The following is a 15,788-nucleotide window of genomic DNA, read 5'->3' as shown; positions in this document are numbered from 1 at the left end:
ACGCGAGAGGCCCGAAGGTCCCCCTCTTTGGCCCGTAGGCATTATGCGGTATTAGCCATCGTTTCCAATGGTTATCCCCCACATTAAGGCAATTTCCTAGGCATTACTCACCCGTCCGCCGCTCGACGCCCATTAACGCACCCGAAGGATTGTTAGTGTCGTTTCCGCTCGACTTGCATGTGTTAGGCCTGCCGCCAGCGTTCAATCTGAGCCATGATCAAACTCTTCAATTTAAAGTTTTGATTACCTAAACTAATAGGTGTGACTCAACGAATACTGACTTCAAAACTAATATTCATTCGCTCTTTTCGAAAAAGGAACATGAACATGTAATTTTAAAGCTATTACCATTCCAACAGAATGGTAATGAATTGACTGTGCCAAAATTAAGTAAACTTAACTTTGTATTGGTCACTCAGCTCATTGAAATCAAGTTTGTTACCGAAGTAACTGTTATTACGCTCTTTCGAAAAAGAACCAATAACGTTTTGATATTCATCAACGAGTGCCCACACAGATTGATAGGTTTAAATTGTTAAAGAGCTTTACTTGTTGAGCGTTCCTTTTAGTAAGGAGCCTCTCGAAGTGGACGGCCATTCTAGCGAATTGGGTTTCAGTGTCAAACACTTTTTCCAGCTAATTTTTCAAAGCATCTTAAATGCTTATCACCGTATTGTTACTCAGTTCAAACCGCTTGGTTATCCTTGGCAACGGAGGCGCATTATAGAGAAAATAATCCTTTGCACAAGACCGAAAACAAAAAAAAACCGCCACCGGCGACCGTTCGAACACTATTCACACAAAGCGCTCAAAATAGGTACGATTAAGCCTCAATTTCGGCCAATCGTACCTACCGTTCTTGCTTTAACTATTGGTGAGCAATAATGCGATCGTTGTTTACTAATAGCTGTACTTTCTTATCTGGATTAATTTTTCCTGCCAATATCGCTTTCGCTAACGGGTTCTCAACACTTTGTTGAATAGCTCTTTTCAAAGGTCGCGCGCCATATACAGGATCAAAACCAACTTGAGAAATCAACTTCAGTGCTTTATCCGAGACTTCAAGCTCATAACCATTGTCTTCCATTCTCTTCTTAAGGTGATCAAGCTGAATAGAGGCTATCGATTGAATGTGCTCTTGACCTAATGGGTGGAATACAACGCTTTCATCAACTCGGTTCAGAAACTCAGGGCGGAAATGCTTACCTACCACTTCCATCACCTCATTCTTTATTCCTTGGTAATCGAGAGTCTTGAAGTTCTCTTGAATTCTCGATGAGCCAAGGTTAGATGTCATGATCACAACTGTATTTCTAAAATCGACCGTACGACCTTGTCCATCAGTTAAGCGCCCATCATCAAGAACCTGCAATAATATATTGAAAACATCAGGATGCGCTTTCTCTACTTCATCTAACAAAATCACAGAGTAAGGCTTGCGACGTACAGCTTCTGTTAAGTAGCCACCTTCTTCATATCCAACGTAACCCGGAGGAGCACCAACCAAACGAGCAACAGAGTGTTTCTCCATAAACTCAGACATATCGATTCGCACCATCGCATCATCACTATCAAACATGAAGTTCGCGAGTGTTTTACACAGCTCGGTTTTACCAACGCCAGTTGGGCCAAGGAATAAAAAAGAGCCAATCGGCTTATTCGGATCAGATAAACCAGCACGGCTACGACGAATCGCATTCGATACCACTTCTACTGCTTCCGCTTGGCCAATAACTCGCTTATGTAGAACACCTTCCATTTTAAGGAGCTTCTCTTTCTCAGCCTCTAACATTTTAGAAACAGGGATGCCAGTTTGCTTCGATAGCACGTCTGCAATTTCTGCGTCGGTGACCTTATTACGCAACAGCGTCATTTCTTGCATTTCAGCTTGAGTCGCAAGATCTAACTGCTTCTCTAACTCCGGGATTCGACCGTATTGCAATTCAGACATTCGATTAAGATCACCAGCACGTCTCGCAAAATCCATATCCATTCGAGCTTGCTCTAGCTCTGATTTAATATGTTGCGTGCCAGAAAGCGCGGCCTTCTCTGCATTCCACACTTCTTCAAGCTCTGCAAAATCGCGTTCTTTGTCAGAAAGCTCTTCTTGTAATGTTCGAAGACGCTTTTCACTGGCTTCGTCATTTTCATTAGTAAGAGCTTGCTGCTCGATCTTCAATTGAATGATCTTGCGTTCGAGCTTATCTAGAGACTCAGGTTTCGAGTCGATCTGCATACGAATACTCGAAGCCGCCTCATCAATCAGATCAATCGCCTTATCTGGCAGTTGACGATCAGAAACGTATCGGTGAGATAACGTTGCTGCCGCAACAATCGCTGGGTCGGTAATTTCTACGTGATGATGAAGTTCATAGCGCTCTTTCAAACCACGGAGAATCGCAACCGTGTCTTCCACGGTTGGCTCATCGACGATCACTTTTTGGAATCGACGCTCTAGCGCAGGATCTTTCTCTATATACTGGCGATATTCATCGAGCGTTGTTGCGCCTACACAATGAAGTTCACCACGAGCCAATGCTGGTTTCAGCATATTCCCGGCATCCATAGAGCCTTCGCCTTTGCCCGCACCGACCATGGTGTGAATTTCATCGATGAAGAGAATAATATTGCCCTCTTCTTTCGACAATTCGTTAAGAACCGATTTTAAACGTTCTTCAAATTCACCACGATATTTAGCACCGGCAATCAAAGAGCCCATATCTAATGAAAGTACACGTCGGCCTCTCAAACCTTCAGGTACTTCATTATTGATAATACGCTGCGCTAAACCTTCGACAATTGCTGTTTTACCGACACCTGGTTCACCAATAATGACAGGGTTGTTCTTAGTACGGCGTTGAAGTACTTGGATAGTGCGACGGATTTCGTCGTCTCGGCCAATTACCGGATCTAGCTTGCCTTGCTCTGCTCTTTCGGTCAGATCAATAGTGAACTTCTCTAGTGCTTGACGTCTGTCTTCCGCATTCGGGTCATCGACCTTCTGGCCACCGCGAACTTGTTCAATAGCTTGAGATAATTTTTGCTCGGTAAGACCTAGCTCTTTAAGTAGACTTCCTAAAGGGCCTTTATCTTCAATTGCGGCAAGTAGGAATACTTCTGAAGATATGTAACTGTCTTGACGCTTTTGCGCGACCTTATCACATAGGTTGAACAGCGTTCCCATGGCATTCGATAATTGAACGTCACCACCGATGCCACTTACTTTAGGGACTCGGTCTAATATTTCGCTCAATTTAGAGCGCAATTGAACCACATCAATATTCAGCATGGTGAGCAATGGACGAATTGCACTACCATCTTGATTAAGCAAAGACACCATTAGGTGCACAGGTTCTATATATTGGTGATCACGACCTAATGCGAGCGACTGAGCATCAGATATCGCAATTTGGAATTTACTAGTGAATCGATCGAGACGCATGCCAACCTTCCTACTCTTAGATATGTTTATCTTATGATTAGAAGATGGATACGGTAACGCGGATTTTCAAGGGATAAGAATGAAGAATAGAGCTTATATAAAAATATAAATGAGCTGGATGCCTGGTTGCACTAGCTAAAGCTTACTCTAACCAAATAAAGGTAGCTTGGCGTCCAGTAATACCATCACGACGATAAGAATAGAACAAATCAGGATCTGCAAAGGTACAGAGATTTGAATCCGTCACTTCCGACACACCCACTTTTTCAAGTCGTTGTGTAGCAAGTTGAGACATATTCGCTAGCCATTTGCCCGGTTCAGCTTTGGCTGCAAATGCGAGCTTAGCTTGAAGGTCAAAACGAACAAAAGCTTCCAACACATCATCACCTACTTCAAAGGCTTGTTTGCCTATTGCAGGACCAAGCCAAGCAATGATCTTATTCTCTGAATCTAGGTTTGAAAACTTTGCGACTGCATTTTCAAGAATTCCACCAGCAAGGCCACGCCAACCAGCATGAACAGCCGCAACTTGAGTGCCTTTGGTATCAGTAAGAATTACAGGTAAGCAATCAGCTGTCATCGCAGAACAGACAACACCTTTAGCCGTGGTAAATGCACCGTCAGCATCAAGAACATTCGCCATAGGTTCTAAAACCGTAATGACATCTGTTGAATGAGTTTGATTTAGCCATACCGGAGCTGCGGGCATATTAGCTTGCTGCTTAAGCCAGGTTCTATTGTTTTCAACAAGCGAAGCATCATCCCCAACATGCGTACCTAAGTTTAATCCTTGATACGCGTCAGTAGAAAAGCCACCTACACGTGTCGACGCAAATGCCTTCACGTTGTTAGGTGCATTCCAGTTAGGGATGATCAACGACATATTAAATGTCTTCTTCTTTATTTTCGCGAGCATCAACACGTAACGCTTCAGCCATCACAACCATGTCATTTGGCACAGGAGCGTGGAACTCAACTTCTTCACCTGTAATTGGGTGAACAAATTTAAGCATAACGGCGTGTAGCGCTTGGCGATCAAAAGAACGAATCATGGTCGTTAGTTCTTCAGATGCACCTTTTGGAATACGAGCACGGCCACCGTATGCAACATCACCTAACAGCGGGTGCTGAAGGTATGACATGTGAACACGGATTTGGTGAGTACGACCCGTTTCGAGGCGCAGACGAATACGAGTATGCTCACGGAAGTGTTCAGCAACACGGTAGTGAGTTACCGCCGGCTTACCCAGTTCATTTACGTCCATTAATGTACGCTTAGTTGCATGGCGGCTAATGCCTTTTTCTACCACACCACCAGCGGTCATTTTGCCAATTGCAATTGCTTCATATTCACGAGTAATACGACGCTTAGCAAGAGCACGCACAAGACGAGTTTGAGCTGGAACCGTTTTAGCCACAACCATAAGGCCGGTTGTGTCTTTATCAAGACGGTGCACAATACCTGCACGAGGCACTTCTGCAATCTGTGGGTAATGGAAAAGCAATGCGTTTAGTATGGTTCCATCCGGTGTGCCTGCTCCTGGGTGTACAACCAGATCGCGAGGCTTATTGATAACCAATAAGTCATCATCTTCGTAGACAATGTCTAGAGGAATATCTTGTGCTTCCCAGCGCTCTTCATCTGCAAGCTCAGCTTGCAAGATGATCTCCTCACCGCCCAAAACCTTAACGCGCGGCTTAGTTATAACTTCGCCATCCACTTGGATTTTGCCGTCAAGAAGCCACTCTTTAATACGAGAGCGAGAAAAATCGGTAAATAGTTCAGCGACAGCTTGGTCTAAACGTTGACCTAACTGGCTGCTTTTTACTGTGTCTGTTAATGTGATCTGCTGAGCCATATCGAACTTTTTTAAAAACCGTGAGACTAATACCCATTAGTATGGATAAAATAGAATAATTGCATCATTGTATCTGTTACTGGTTAGAAAGTAACGGAAGCTTACGAAATATTTAATTCAAGGAATCGACGCCTGACATGAAACACCTTACTTTATCGGGTCTATTAGCCGTATCACTCTTGGTTGGTTGTTCAAGTAGTGAAGAGATAGTGCCAGATGTACCACCATCGGTTCTCTACTCTGACGCGCAAGAATCACTGCAGAGCGGTAGCTGGCTTTCAGCAATAGAAAAGCTAGAAGCCCTAGACTCACGTTACCCATTCGGCGCCTATTCTGAGCAAGTACAGCTCGATCTGATTTACGCTTACTACAAAAATGATGACTTGGCACTTGGCCTCGCTACCATTTCACGATTCCTACGTTTGAACCCTACTCACGAGAAACAAGATTGGGTTCTTTACATGCGTGGCTTAACACACATGGCGCAAGACCGAAACTTCATGCACGATATTTTTAATATCGACCGTAGCGACCGAGACCCAGAGCCGGTGAAACTCGCTTTTGCTGACTTCAAGCGACTACTCGAACGGTTCCCTAGCAGCCCTTACGCTGAAGATGCACAAAAACGCATGTTCGCACTTAAGAATCGCCTAGCCGACTATGACTTAGCAACTGCGGATTTCTACCTACGCCGCGAAGCTTGGATAGCTGCGATCAACAGAACGCAAGAGCTGCAAAAGACTTACCCAGATACCATCGCTGCTCGTAAATCTCTAGAGATTCAGCTAGAAGCTTATAAACAACTAGGCCTAGATGACGCTGTGTTAAGAACAGAAAAGTTGATTGAGTTAAACCCACTACCTTAATCTACTTCTTACATCTCAATCCCAAAAGCGCGCTAATTTACTAGCGCGTTTTTTTATCCACATATCGCAAACTTGATGAATCGCATATTACACGGTATCTTCAAAAGATAACTTTTAACAAAACATCAACATGGAGTGTGGATGTGAGTAGGTTGTTATTATTTATCTGGGTATCGCTATTTAGCCAATTATCCTACGCATTAGAACTGTCCCCATTAAGCAATAAGCCTTACATGGGCGACTTAGATGTGCTCAAAGCCAAAGGAACGGTTAGAGTGCTAGTTTCTGCCGATCTTGGTTTCTATTACATCGAGGATGGTAAGCCAAAAGGCATCGTGGCAGAAATGCTCTACCACTTTGAAAAAAGCCTTCGTAAGAAACACCCCTACCTCAATGTTCAAATCATCCCCGTACAACGAGATGATCTACTTCCCTCTTTAGAATCTGGCTATGGAGATGTCGCTGTTGCTAACCTGACGATCACCGACAAGCGCTTACAAATCATCGATTTTTCCAATCCAATGATTAAAGATGGGAAAGAATTGATTATCACCGGCAAGAACTCAGAGCCGATCACCGAGATCAAGCAATTGAGCGGCAAAGAGGTATGGATCCGTGCAAGCTCGAGTTACTTCGAGAGTGTACAAAGAGTCAATAAAGAGCTTAACGAATTAGGTTTACCACCACTGCATGTCCACTTCATTGAAGAATCACTGCAAGACTACGAGCTGATAGAGCTAGTCAACCAAGGTTATATTCAGGGCACAATTCTGGACAGCCATAAAGCAAAGCTGTGGATCGACGTAATGGAAAACATTCAAGTGCATCATGATTTGCCCTTACGTGAAAATGGCCAAATAGCATGGGCATTGAGAAAAAACAGCCCTCAGTTAAAGAAAGAGATAAACAAATACGTCAAGACTGCACGAACAGGTACCCTACTTGGAAATGTTATCTATCAGAAATACATCGACAACACTCGCTGGTTAGGTAGAGCACTCAACCCAAATAAAATAGACCGAGTGGCTAAGCTTTCAGATGTCTTTGAAAAGTATTCGAGTAAATACGAATTCGACCCTTTGATGATGTCTGCACAAGGTTTCCAAGAATCTGGATTGGATCAAAGCAGAGTTTCTCATCGTGGCGCTATTGGGGTGATGCAGGTGCTGCCAAGTACCGCTAAAGACAAAAACGTCAACATTAAAAACATACATAAGGTGGATAACAATATCCATGCGGGTGTGAAATACATGCGCTTCATTAAGGACAGATATTTTGACGACCCTGCCATTACGCCAGACAACCAAATCTACTTCACTTTGGCTTCTTACAATGCAGGTCCAGCTAAGATCAGAAAGATGAGGCGCATTGCCAAGCAGAAAGGTTACAACCCAAACATCTGGTTTAAAAACGTAGAGATCATCACTCGCAAATACGTGAGTAAAGAACCGGTAACCTATGTCGCCAACATCAACCGTTATTTTGTAATCTATAAGCAGTTACAAGCTATCAATGCCATCCGAGAGGACGGTACAGCGAGATTACTAAAAACCAACGATTAGTTTGTCTTCAATCCCAAAAGCCTGAGGAACAAAGGCACTAGGGGAAGATAAAAACACAAAAGCCGCATAAGAAAACTTATGCGGCTTTTGCTTATCAAATTCAGAGAAAGCTTACATAGCGAACTATATCACGAGAGCTACATCACAAAACACTATTGAGTGAATTTTCATCAAGTACTTTCAATAAGCTGTAGGACGCCCCTAAAAACTGGTTTAATTTTTAGCGAAGCCTTGTCTCCAAGTTATCGTTTTCCATAAGGATAACAAGCATTTTCCGCCAAAAAGATACTAAGATTTGCGTGAGATCACATTTGATTTTAATGCTCACTCCACCCAACAAAAACAAGATCTAGATCACATTCTTTATTCCTGAAAGTCGTAATCTGAAGTTAACCCATGAGGGATACAACAGAGGAAAACTTCTATGAAAATGAACATCACTGGTAAAAACATCGACATTACCTCTGCAATCCGTGATCACATAGAAAGCAAATTTAAAAAGCTGGATAAATGGCAAGTAGACATCATTGGCTGCCAAGCGAGCTTTAGCGAAGAACCAAATAAGAAGAAAAAATTTGAAGCAGTACTAACCGTACCAAAAGGCCAACTTGTTGCTTCATCAATCCATGACGACCTCTACGTTGCTATCAACGAAGTAGAACAAAAACTAGAGCGTCAACTCAACAAGCTACGCCATAAACCAGAAGCGCGCCGCGCTGAAAAGCCTGAAATCGAAGAGCTAGAAGCTGAAGTAGAATAAGGAAAGATAACAGATTAAAAAATAGCGCCTCAGGGCGCTATTTTTTTGCTTGACGCTCGTAGCTCGCTTGCTTATTGTGTTTAAACATTCATAAAACAATCACTTTTTATGCAAACTCAATCTTTGTTTATTTTTGACTTCTTTTTTCTTCCGTAAATCGGAGGCTAAGTCGTTTTAGAAAAACAAGTCAAAAACGAACAAGAAGCCTCCCACACTAGGGAGGCTTTTTTATAAGGACACATTTATGACTGACCGCTCAATTTCACTGGATGATATCCGCCTTCGTCTTAATGATTTAGATGACGAACTACTGAAGCTACTTTCAGAACGTCGCAAGCTAAGCATCGAAGTTGCTAAAAGCAAGGTAGAAACATCAAAGCCAGTTCGTGATGCAGTAAGAGAACAACAACTGTTGGTTAAACTGATTAACAACGGTAAAGATAAATACGAATTGGATGCTCAGTACATTACCAAGCTGTTTCACACTATCATTGAAGATTCAGTCCTACTGCAACAGTCATACCTACAAAACCTCGCGAATCCGCAAAGCCGTAAACCATTGGCTCGCGTTGCATTCTTAGGTTCTAAAGGGTCCTACTCTCATCTTGCGAGCCGTGAATATTTCAGCCGTAAGAATATGGAATTGATTGAATTAAACTGCAACCACTTCAAAGAAGTAGCGTCGACGGTAGAGTCGGGCCACGCTGATTACGGTGTGTTACCTATTGAGAACACCAGCTCAGGTTCGATTAACGAAGTGTACGACCTACTTCAACACACCACGCTTTATATCGTTGGTGAGCTATCTCAGCCGATTGAACACTGCCTAGTGGCGAAAAACGATATTCGTTTAGAAGACATCAAAACGCTCTATTCCCACCCACAACCTCATCAGCAATGCAGTGAGTTCTTGAGCCGCCTTAAGGGTGTCAGCCTTGAGTCTTGCGCAAGCACGGCTGATGCAATGAAAAAGGTTAAAGAGCTGAATGGAAATGACGTAGCAGCTATTGGTAACGCATCGAGCGGTAAGCTTTATGGGCTTCAGCCAATCCAAGGCAACATTGCAAACCAAACAGAGAACCACACGCGTTTCATCGTTGTAGCACGTAAGCCGGTTGAGGTATCGACTCAAATTCCAGCAAAAACGACACTGATTATGTCGACATCTCAAGAGGCGGGTTCTTTGGTAGAGACACTACTGATCCTGCAACGCTTGGGCATCAACATGACCAAGCTGGAATCTCGCCCAATAATGGGTAACCCTTGGGAAGAGATGTTCTATGTCGATTTAGAAGCACACCTGGATTCAGATAATATGCAGCAAGCGATAACGGAACTAACAGCTATTACTCGCCATTTAAAAGTCCTTGGTTGCTACCCAAGTGAAAACATCAAAGCGACTCAAGTTAAGTTGTCATAGCTGAGAGTGAGTATCAGCTTCTAGCCAACATAAGTATTTGGCCTACAGTAGGCCAAATACTTAAATCACCATCTAGTCGAGTACTATTCGAGCTAAGAACACTTCCCCTAGCATGCCTGTAACACAATTCACTTGTTTCGTAAATTCTGCACGATTATCTCCCTCCACCACTTACTCCTATCTAATAAAAAAACATTAATGGCTTTTTTATCAATAAAGACAAAACCTTACCGCCTTCACAGGAAATCATCGAACTGTGTGTAATTAATAGCGAGTAAGCATTAAGTAACATAAACTTACGCGCTTAAATTATAAATAGTGTTGTCATTAACTATGAAGCTAAGTACTAAAATCTTGCTGCTGATAACTCCTGTGATACTGTTCAGTACCGCTGCTTCTAGCTATATTATTTATTCGACGCAGAAAAGCAGTTTCATCAAACGCGAAGACAACGCACTTCAGCTCAACATGGAAAAGTTAGCTGGGTACTTTCGACAGTCTCGCTCATTCCTCAATAGCTACTCTTACACCTTGACCCAAAGTGATATGGTAAAGCGTTACTTTCTCACTGAACAAAACCTATCTCGCGATCTTGAACTGGTAAGTAATCTTCAAGAAGCCATACATTTTCTGCAAGATGATGATGAAAGTTATACTGGTTTAGCACTTTTAAATGGTGAACGAAAATTGCGCTATTATGCGGATAATAGCAACGATTCACGCTCTCAGATTGACAAGAAAATATTAGAATATGTTGACCAGTACTATCGAGATACCCAAGCAATCTCAGGTACCAAATATATTCAAAACTCTCAAGGCGAAGGGATGTTGGTTCATTATGAGAAGGTAGACAGAAAAGCGACTTTTCCAACCGAAAATAATCAACTAAACGATACGTTCTTTGTGGTTGTGTCAGTCTCTCTCGACAAGTTTAATACTTTGAGAAAACAGATAGAATTCGACTATCAAACAAGCTTATTTTTCACCTCGGTAGCGGTTTCTCTAGAAAATGATGTCACCCACTCAGTCAAACTTGCGCCAGAACTGTATGCCACGGTAGACCCAGCTCAGTTCCTATTAGAAAACAAACTCGACTCTATTTGGAACAAGCTGAGTGTCTCATTTGTACTATCTGCGTTTGTTACTGTCGCTCTGCTACTCATGCTTTTGTCTCGCAGCGTGATAACTCCGATAACGCGACTCGATCGACAATTACAGCAAGTAGAAAAAAAACAACGTAAGAACATTGAACGCTTGGGCACTCGTGATGAGCTTGGCCGTCTATCACAGCGTTTTTATGACATGTACCAAGAACTAGATAACACCTACCAACAAACCAAGCTTTTGGCCGAGAATGATCAGTTAACCCAAATCGCCAATAGGCATCAATTTCAAACCTTCGTTCAGAAATCATTGCCCAAGCCTAGCTCGAATACCGAAACCTGGGTTCTCTACTTTGACCTAGATAACTTCAAGTTTGTGAACGACAAATATGGACATCAAATCGGCGACTCCATTCTGGTCAGTTTTGCTCAGCGTATTTCCGATATTTGTAGCCACTATAAAACAGAATTTGACGCTCATTGTATGCCAGCCCGACTTTCTGGAGACGAGTTCGTTGTGTACATTAACGCCCCTACTCGCCAAGGGAATATCGCGCATAGATTCTCTGAGAGCTTACTGACGCCACTACAAAAAGGTTTTATCACAGAATCAGGGAGCTTTCCGATCACGGTCAGTATTGGTATTGCGACCTACCCCAACGATGGCCACTCCATCGAAAAGCTACTGTCGAACGCTGATACCGCGATGTATCAAGCCAAACGCGCAGGTAAAAACCAATTTGCTGACTATTCACGAGATTTAGACAAAGCGATTCAACGCCAAGCAAACATTGAACGCGCACTCAGAGACAAGAACTTTGATGATGAATTTAGACTCGTTTATATGCCGTACATGGATTCAACAGGAACCCATGTTATTGGTGTTGAGGTGTTATTACGTTGGAATTCGGAGCAACTAGGCTTGGTTCCACCTGATGAATTCATTCCAATTGCCGAGCAAACAGGATTATTCGATCAGGTTGATCAGTGGGTCATTCAGAATGCATTTGCTTCTTTTCATCGACTTCAAGCTCAATTTGATCACTCAATTCAGTTATCGATTAACTTATCTTCTGCTGGGATTGAAACGACTGATCTTGCTGACTTCATCAAAGAGCACGCCGATTTAAATCGAATTCCGCCAAGTTTGATTGATTTTGAAATTACCGAAACCTTTTACTCTAACTCTGAAGGTTTTCCGCTGCTTAACGAACTGTCATGCATGGGTTATCGACTGGCGATTGATGACTTTGGTTCCGGTTACACCTCTATCACTCAACTGGTGCAGTATCCAACTCAGAAAATTAAATTGGATAAAGCGTTTTTGGATACCTTAATTGAGACAGATAACCAGAACATCGTAAAACCAGTTATCGGGTTGTGTCATGCTCAGGGGAAAAAGGTCACCGCCGAAGGGATTGAAACTCAAGACATGCACCAGTGGTTACAGGATGCACAGTGCGATATGCTGCAAGGCTATTACTTTGGTAAACCCATGCCATTAGAAGAGTTGAGTGACTGGTACCGACAACATCAACTCAATCTAATCGACAACAAAAAGAATCCGACACATGAAATCTGTAATCATCGCATCGCTGAACCCAGCTAAAATTAACGCCGTTAAAAGTGCGTTCTTATCTGCTTTTCCTGATACTGAATTTGATTTCAAAGGCATCAGCGTCCCTAGTGGTGTCGCCGATCAACCGATGAGCAATGATGAAACCTATCAAGGTGCCGTGAATCGTGTTCACAACGCAACTCAAGCTCAGCCTGATGCAGACTTCTATGTTGGTCTAGAAGCGGGAATAGAAACAAACGTCACCTTTGCTTGGATGGTGATCGAAGCGAATGGTCAACGTGGCGAGTCTCGTTCAGCAAGCCTGATGTTGCCACCAGCCGTGCTTGAGAAGTTAAAGCATGCAAACGAGTTAGGGGATGTGATGGATGAAGTGTTTGGTACCGATAACATCAAACAGAAAGGTGGCGCCATTGGCTTACTAACACATAACCAACTGTCACGCAGTTCGGTCTATCATCAAGCTTTAATTTTAGCACTGATCCCATTTGTGAATCCTGAGCACTTTCCTATTTAGTGCTTCGTTAAACTTAGAAAGGTTCTGAAAACAATCTTCAGAAACAAAAAACGCTAACATTCAGTTAGCGTTTTTTATCGAATTCGTATTCGCACTATCTAGTGATAGCCTAATTCCGTTATTACTTTAGCAATAGATCGGCGATCACGGCTTTCTCTTGTTCAGACTTGGCCTTTAGCTCATTTGAGCCTCTGGTTATCGTTGCCACGCCTACTCCCAGCATTTGACTTACTTGCCGTTGAGACATATCGCCTTTCATCAACTCACAAAAAATATTAATTCGAGCAACCAAAGCATCTCGCTCGTCAGGTGTCATCATCATGGTCAACAACAATTCGTGCTGATCTTTTTCGACAGCCGTCTTTACCAAGTCCATCAGTTGTTGCCAATTATCATATTCAGGTTGTGATGCCATATCTCTACACTTACTTTTAAATTCTGACTTTAAAGAGTCGCTTAACGATTGAAAGCGTTTAACACTTTATACCGAAACACTTGATGCGATCCAATGTAAAAAGGCAGTAAGTGGAAATGGTTCGCACTCACTGCCTTTCATATTACTCAGATTAAGACAAAATACCGAAGCCTTAGTATTTCATTTTTGCCTCATGGGGAGCTAAAAACGTTCCCTGCTCACCCAAGATATCTCGATAGTAGGTCTCAAACATCAAGATATTTTGAACGTAACCGCGAGTCTCTTTGAATGGGATCATTTCGATAAAAGCATACGCATCTAGCTTTTCATCACTGCGTGAACGCCACTGTTTGACACGACTAGGACCAGCATTATAAGCAGCAAACGCAAAGATACGGTTATTATCATATTGAGCCAATAAACCATCTAAATAGTGGCTACCAATCTCAATGTTCTTGCCGACATCATAAAGGTCATCGCTGCCCTGGTACTTAATCTGATGCTTCTTCGCTGTATATTGAGCCGTCTTCGGCATGATTTGCATGATACCGCGCGCGCCAACAGGAGAACGAGCTTCTGAGTCCATGGCACTCTCTTGTCTTGCTAAAGACATCAAAGTAATTGGATCGAGATCGTGCTTCTCGGCGTAGAAATTAAACCACCACTTATGAGCAACAGGAAAACGTAGCGCAATGTTATCCCACATCTTCGCCGAGATGCTCGCTGTTACTGTAAAGTGATTCCAACGCTGCGTCGCGGCATGAGCCGCAAGCATTGATTTCTGATCTTTGTCAGCATTAGTTAACAACCAACGCCATTCACTCTTCGCTGCCGCTATTTTATCTCGGTCAATCAGCTCGCCGATTCGAACCAAAGAAGTCTCAAATGGCTTCACTGTTTCAGCATTGTATTTAAGTGTCGATGTTGGGTATTGAACCGGCTTACCTAACTGCTTAGCCGCAGCCACACTGTAGAAGTTACGCTTCCCTAAAATATCTGACAGTCGCTTATTGCCTTTATCAGTGTCGCCCGTCGCGATTTCAGCTCTGCCCTGCCAATATTGCCAACGAAGCGAAGCCTGATGTTTATCATCCAAGCGCGCTATCCACTCTTTCAGGCCCGTCCAATCGGCATGCTGAATCGCTAAGCGAGCACGTCGTTCGAGCAGAACTTGCTTTGATGAACTCGCGAGCATTTTGTCTCGCCACACCATCAACTCTTCAGAATCGGTGTTGATCAGACGAAACGTTAGATAATCGGCTAGCTCTTGAGATTTCTCTTTCGAAAATTTCTGAGCCTTGATGACATCATCAAACACCTCTTGAGCGCTGCTTGATGACTTCCTTGCTAACTTCTCGAAAGCAAACTCGGTTTGCGCTTGGTAGAATTCATTTACTGGGTGCTTCTTAGCAAACGCGAGTACATTTTCAGGCTTGTTGTACAACGCCTTCATCTGCTTAGCTTGAGTAATTGACTCATCATGCTCCAATTGCTTAATCAAATAGCTCATTAACTTACCGTTACGGCTCTCGAACGCTAACAGCATTCTATCCAGAATCAGCTCATCGGCTCTTAGCCCGGCTTGATCCCAGCTTTGAAATAGAGGGTCACAAGCGTCATCAATACCACTACCACTCAACCAAAGTTGCTTAGCCCCTTTAAAAGCAAGCTCTTGGTTGCCTTGCTCATAATTCGCACGGTAGTAGATACATTGATATTTTTCACCAACAGGCTCTTGGGTTTGAAACTCAAGGATCGTTTCCCACTGTTTTTGAGCCGCCAATAAATCTAAATAAGGCGCACGCATACGATTAGAAAACGGCAGTGCTTTATTCTCTTCAATAAAGGCATCCACTTCAGCAGGTGTGCGATCACCTAAGCCTAATAAGAAGGCGCGATAATCAGTGTAAGGCGTTAACGGATATGTTTGAATTTTGTTACGCAGCGCGGAGTAAGCTTCTAGATCACGGTTGTCTAAAATCTCTTGTGCTCTGTCATAAACATCACGCTGCATTTCAAGCTCGGAGGCATTGCTAGCCATAGCCATCGGAGCCAGTGAAAATGAAGACAAAATTGCCGATGCAGCGACAGCAATTTTCGTATTACCAATGCGGAAAAACATTCGCTCTTTCCTTAGTGCGTGTATGAATACGTGAAGTCTATTTACGCCCGACATCACATCAAATGTAAAGAGATTGAGTGTAAATATTATTAATATTTAACACTTCGCCTCAGAAGCTTATTAAATATAGTTTTAATGACCAATGT

At 42.9% G+C, this 15,788-nt stretch carries 11 protein-coding genes, 1 rRNA gene and 1 other annotated feature; of the genes, 6 read left to right on the top strand and 6 right to left on the bottom strand.

Features of this window, described 5'->3' with window-relative positions:
- The 4 genes from L4C44_RS22150 to rluD form a co-directional block, all read right to left on the bottom strand.
- Positions 1 to 233: ribosomal RNA gene (locus L4C44_RS22150) — 16S ribosomal RNA — on the bottom strand; the annotation flags it as partial.
- Between the two features lie 635 nt (positions 234 to 868).
- The gene (gene clpB, locus L4C44_RS22145; RefSeq protein ID WP_371713287.1) at positions 869 to 3,442 is read right to left on the bottom strand and encodes an ATP-dependent chaperone ClpB; all 2,574 of its coding nucleotides are present in this window, start codon (positions 3,440 to 3,442) and stop codon (positions 869 to 871) included.
- A gap of 142 nt (positions 3,443 to 3,584) precedes the next feature.
- Entirely contained in the window at positions 3,585 to 4,325 is a 741-nt protein-coding gene (gene pgeF, locus L4C44_RS22140) for a peptidoglycan editing factor PgeF (RefSeq protein ID WP_428805715.1), read from the bottom strand.
- Position 4,326: 1 nt separating this feature from the next.
- The gene (gene rluD / locus L4C44_RS22135; protein ID WP_019820953.1) at positions 4,327 to 5,301 is read right to left on the bottom strand and encodes a 23S rRNA pseudouridine(1911/1915/1917) synthase RluD; all 975 of its coding nucleotides are present in this window, start codon (positions 5,299 to 5,301) and stop codon (positions 4,327 to 4,329) included.
- A gap of 137 nt (positions 5,302 to 5,438) precedes the next feature.
- Between rluD and L4C44_RS22130 the strand changes: the two genes are divergently transcribed.
- From L4C44_RS22130 to yjjX, 6 genes are all read left to right on the top strand, one after another.
- The gene (locus L4C44_RS22130) at positions 5,439 to 6,167 is read left to right on the top strand and encodes an outer membrane protein assembly factor BamD (protein WP_061019010.1); all 729 of its coding nucleotides are present in this window, start codon (positions 5,439 to 5,441) and stop codon (positions 6,165 to 6,167) included.
- 137 nt (positions 6,168 to 6,304) lie between these two features.
- Positions 6,305 to 7,729: an MltF family protein gene (locus tag L4C44_RS22125; protein ID WP_315897541.1), complete on the top strand. Its 1,425-nt coding sequence runs from the start codon at positions 6,305 to 6,307 to the stop codon at positions 7,727 to 7,729.
- A 424-nt stretch (positions 7,730 to 8,153) separates the two neighbouring features.
- Positions 8,154 to 8,489, top strand: a complete 336-nt coding sequence (gene hpf / locus L4C44_RS22120; RefSeq protein ID WP_004735034.1) for a ribosome hibernation-promoting factor, HPF/YfiA family — start codon at positions 8,154 to 8,156, stop codon at positions 8,487 to 8,489.
- A gap of 110 nt (positions 8,490 to 8,599) precedes the next feature.
- Positions 8,600 to 8,721: a sequence feature (Phe leader region), on the top strand.
- 12 nt (positions 8,722 to 8,733) lie between these two features.
- On the top strand, positions 8,734 to 9,909 hold the full coding sequence (gene pheA / locus L4C44_RS22115; protein WP_428805714.1) for a prephenate dehydratase: 1,176 nt from the start codon (positions 8,734 to 8,736) through the stop codon (positions 9,907 to 9,909).
- 333 nt (positions 9,910 to 10,242) lie between these two features.
- Positions 10,243 to 12,621, top strand: coding sequence for a putative bifunctional diguanylate cyclase/phosphodiesterase (locus L4C44_RS22110; RefSeq protein WP_428805713.1), 2,379 nt, complete (start codon positions 10,243 to 10,245; stop codon positions 12,619 to 12,621).
- Positions 12,584 to 13,105, top strand: a complete 522-nt coding sequence (yjjX, locus tag L4C44_RS22105) for an inosine/xanthosine triphosphatase (protein WP_327784212.1) — start codon at positions 12,584 to 12,586, stop codon at positions 13,103 to 13,105. The genes L4C44_RS22110 and yjjX overlap by 38 nt, the downstream gene beginning before the upstream one ends.
- Positions 13,106 to 13,226: 121 nt before the next feature.
- On the opposite strand, the gene trpR is transcribed toward yjjX, so the two are convergent.
- Both trpR and L4C44_RS22095 read right to left on the bottom strand, forming a co-directional pair.
- Entirely contained in the window at positions 13,227 to 13,520 is a 294-nt protein-coding gene (gene trpR, locus L4C44_RS22100; RefSeq protein WP_048615039.1) for a trp operon repressor, read from the bottom strand.
- Positions 13,521 to 13,692: 172 nt separating this feature from the next.
- Positions 13,693 to 15,642: a transglycosylase SLT domain-containing protein gene (locus tag L4C44_RS22095; RefSeq protein WP_428805712.1), complete on the bottom strand. Its 1,950-nt coding sequence runs from the start codon at positions 15,640 to 15,642 to the stop codon at positions 13,693 to 13,695.
- Between the last annotated feature and the right edge of the window lie 146 nt (positions 15,643 to 15,788).

The organism is Vibrio satsumensis, assembly GCF_050337435.1.
GTDB classification, from domain to species: domain Bacteria; phylum Pseudomonadota; class Gammaproteobacteria; order Enterobacterales; family Vibrionaceae; genus Vibrio; species Vibrio satsumensis.
This window is presented reverse-complemented; position numbering and strand designations above follow the sequence as displayed.

Excerpts from the sequence above, each read along its gene's own strand:
- L4C44_RS22110 (WP_428805713.1), top strand. The coding sequence starts at position 10,243 with ATGAAGCTAAGTACTAAAATCTTGCTGCTGATAACTCCTGTGATACTG.
- pgeF (WP_428805715.1), bottom strand. The coding sequence starts at position 4,325 with ATGTCGTTGATCATCCCTAACTGGAATGCACCTAACAACGTGAAGGCA.
- L4C44_RS22130 (WP_061019010.1), top strand. The coding sequence starts at position 5,439 with ATGAAACACCTTACTTTATCGGGTCTATTAGCCGTATCACTCTTGGTT.
- pheA (WP_428805714.1), top strand. The coding sequence starts at position 8,734 with ATGACTGACCGCTCAATTTCACTGGATGATATCCGCCTTCGTCTTAAT.
- clpB (WP_371713287.1), bottom strand. The coding sequence starts at position 3,442 with ATGCGTCTCGATCGATTCACTAGTAAATTCCAAATTGCGATATCTGAT.
- trpR (WP_048615039.1), bottom strand. The coding sequence starts at position 13,520 with ATGGCATCACAACCTGAATATGATAATTGGCAACAACTGATGGACTTG.
- hpf (WP_004735034.1), top strand. The coding sequence starts at position 8,154 with ATGAAAATGAACATCACTGGTAAAAACATCGACATTACCTCTGCAATC.
- L4C44_RS22095 (WP_428805712.1), bottom strand. The coding sequence starts at position 15,642 with ATGTTTTTCCGCATTGGTAATACGAAAATTGCTGTCGCTGCATCGGCA.
- rluD (WP_019820953.1), bottom strand. The coding sequence starts at position 5,301 with ATGGCTCAGCAGATCACATTAACAGACACAGTAAAAAGCAGCCAGTTA.
- yjjX (WP_327784212.1), top strand. The coding sequence starts at position 12,584 with ATGAAATCTGTAATCATCGCATCGCTGAACCCAGCTAAAATTAACGCC.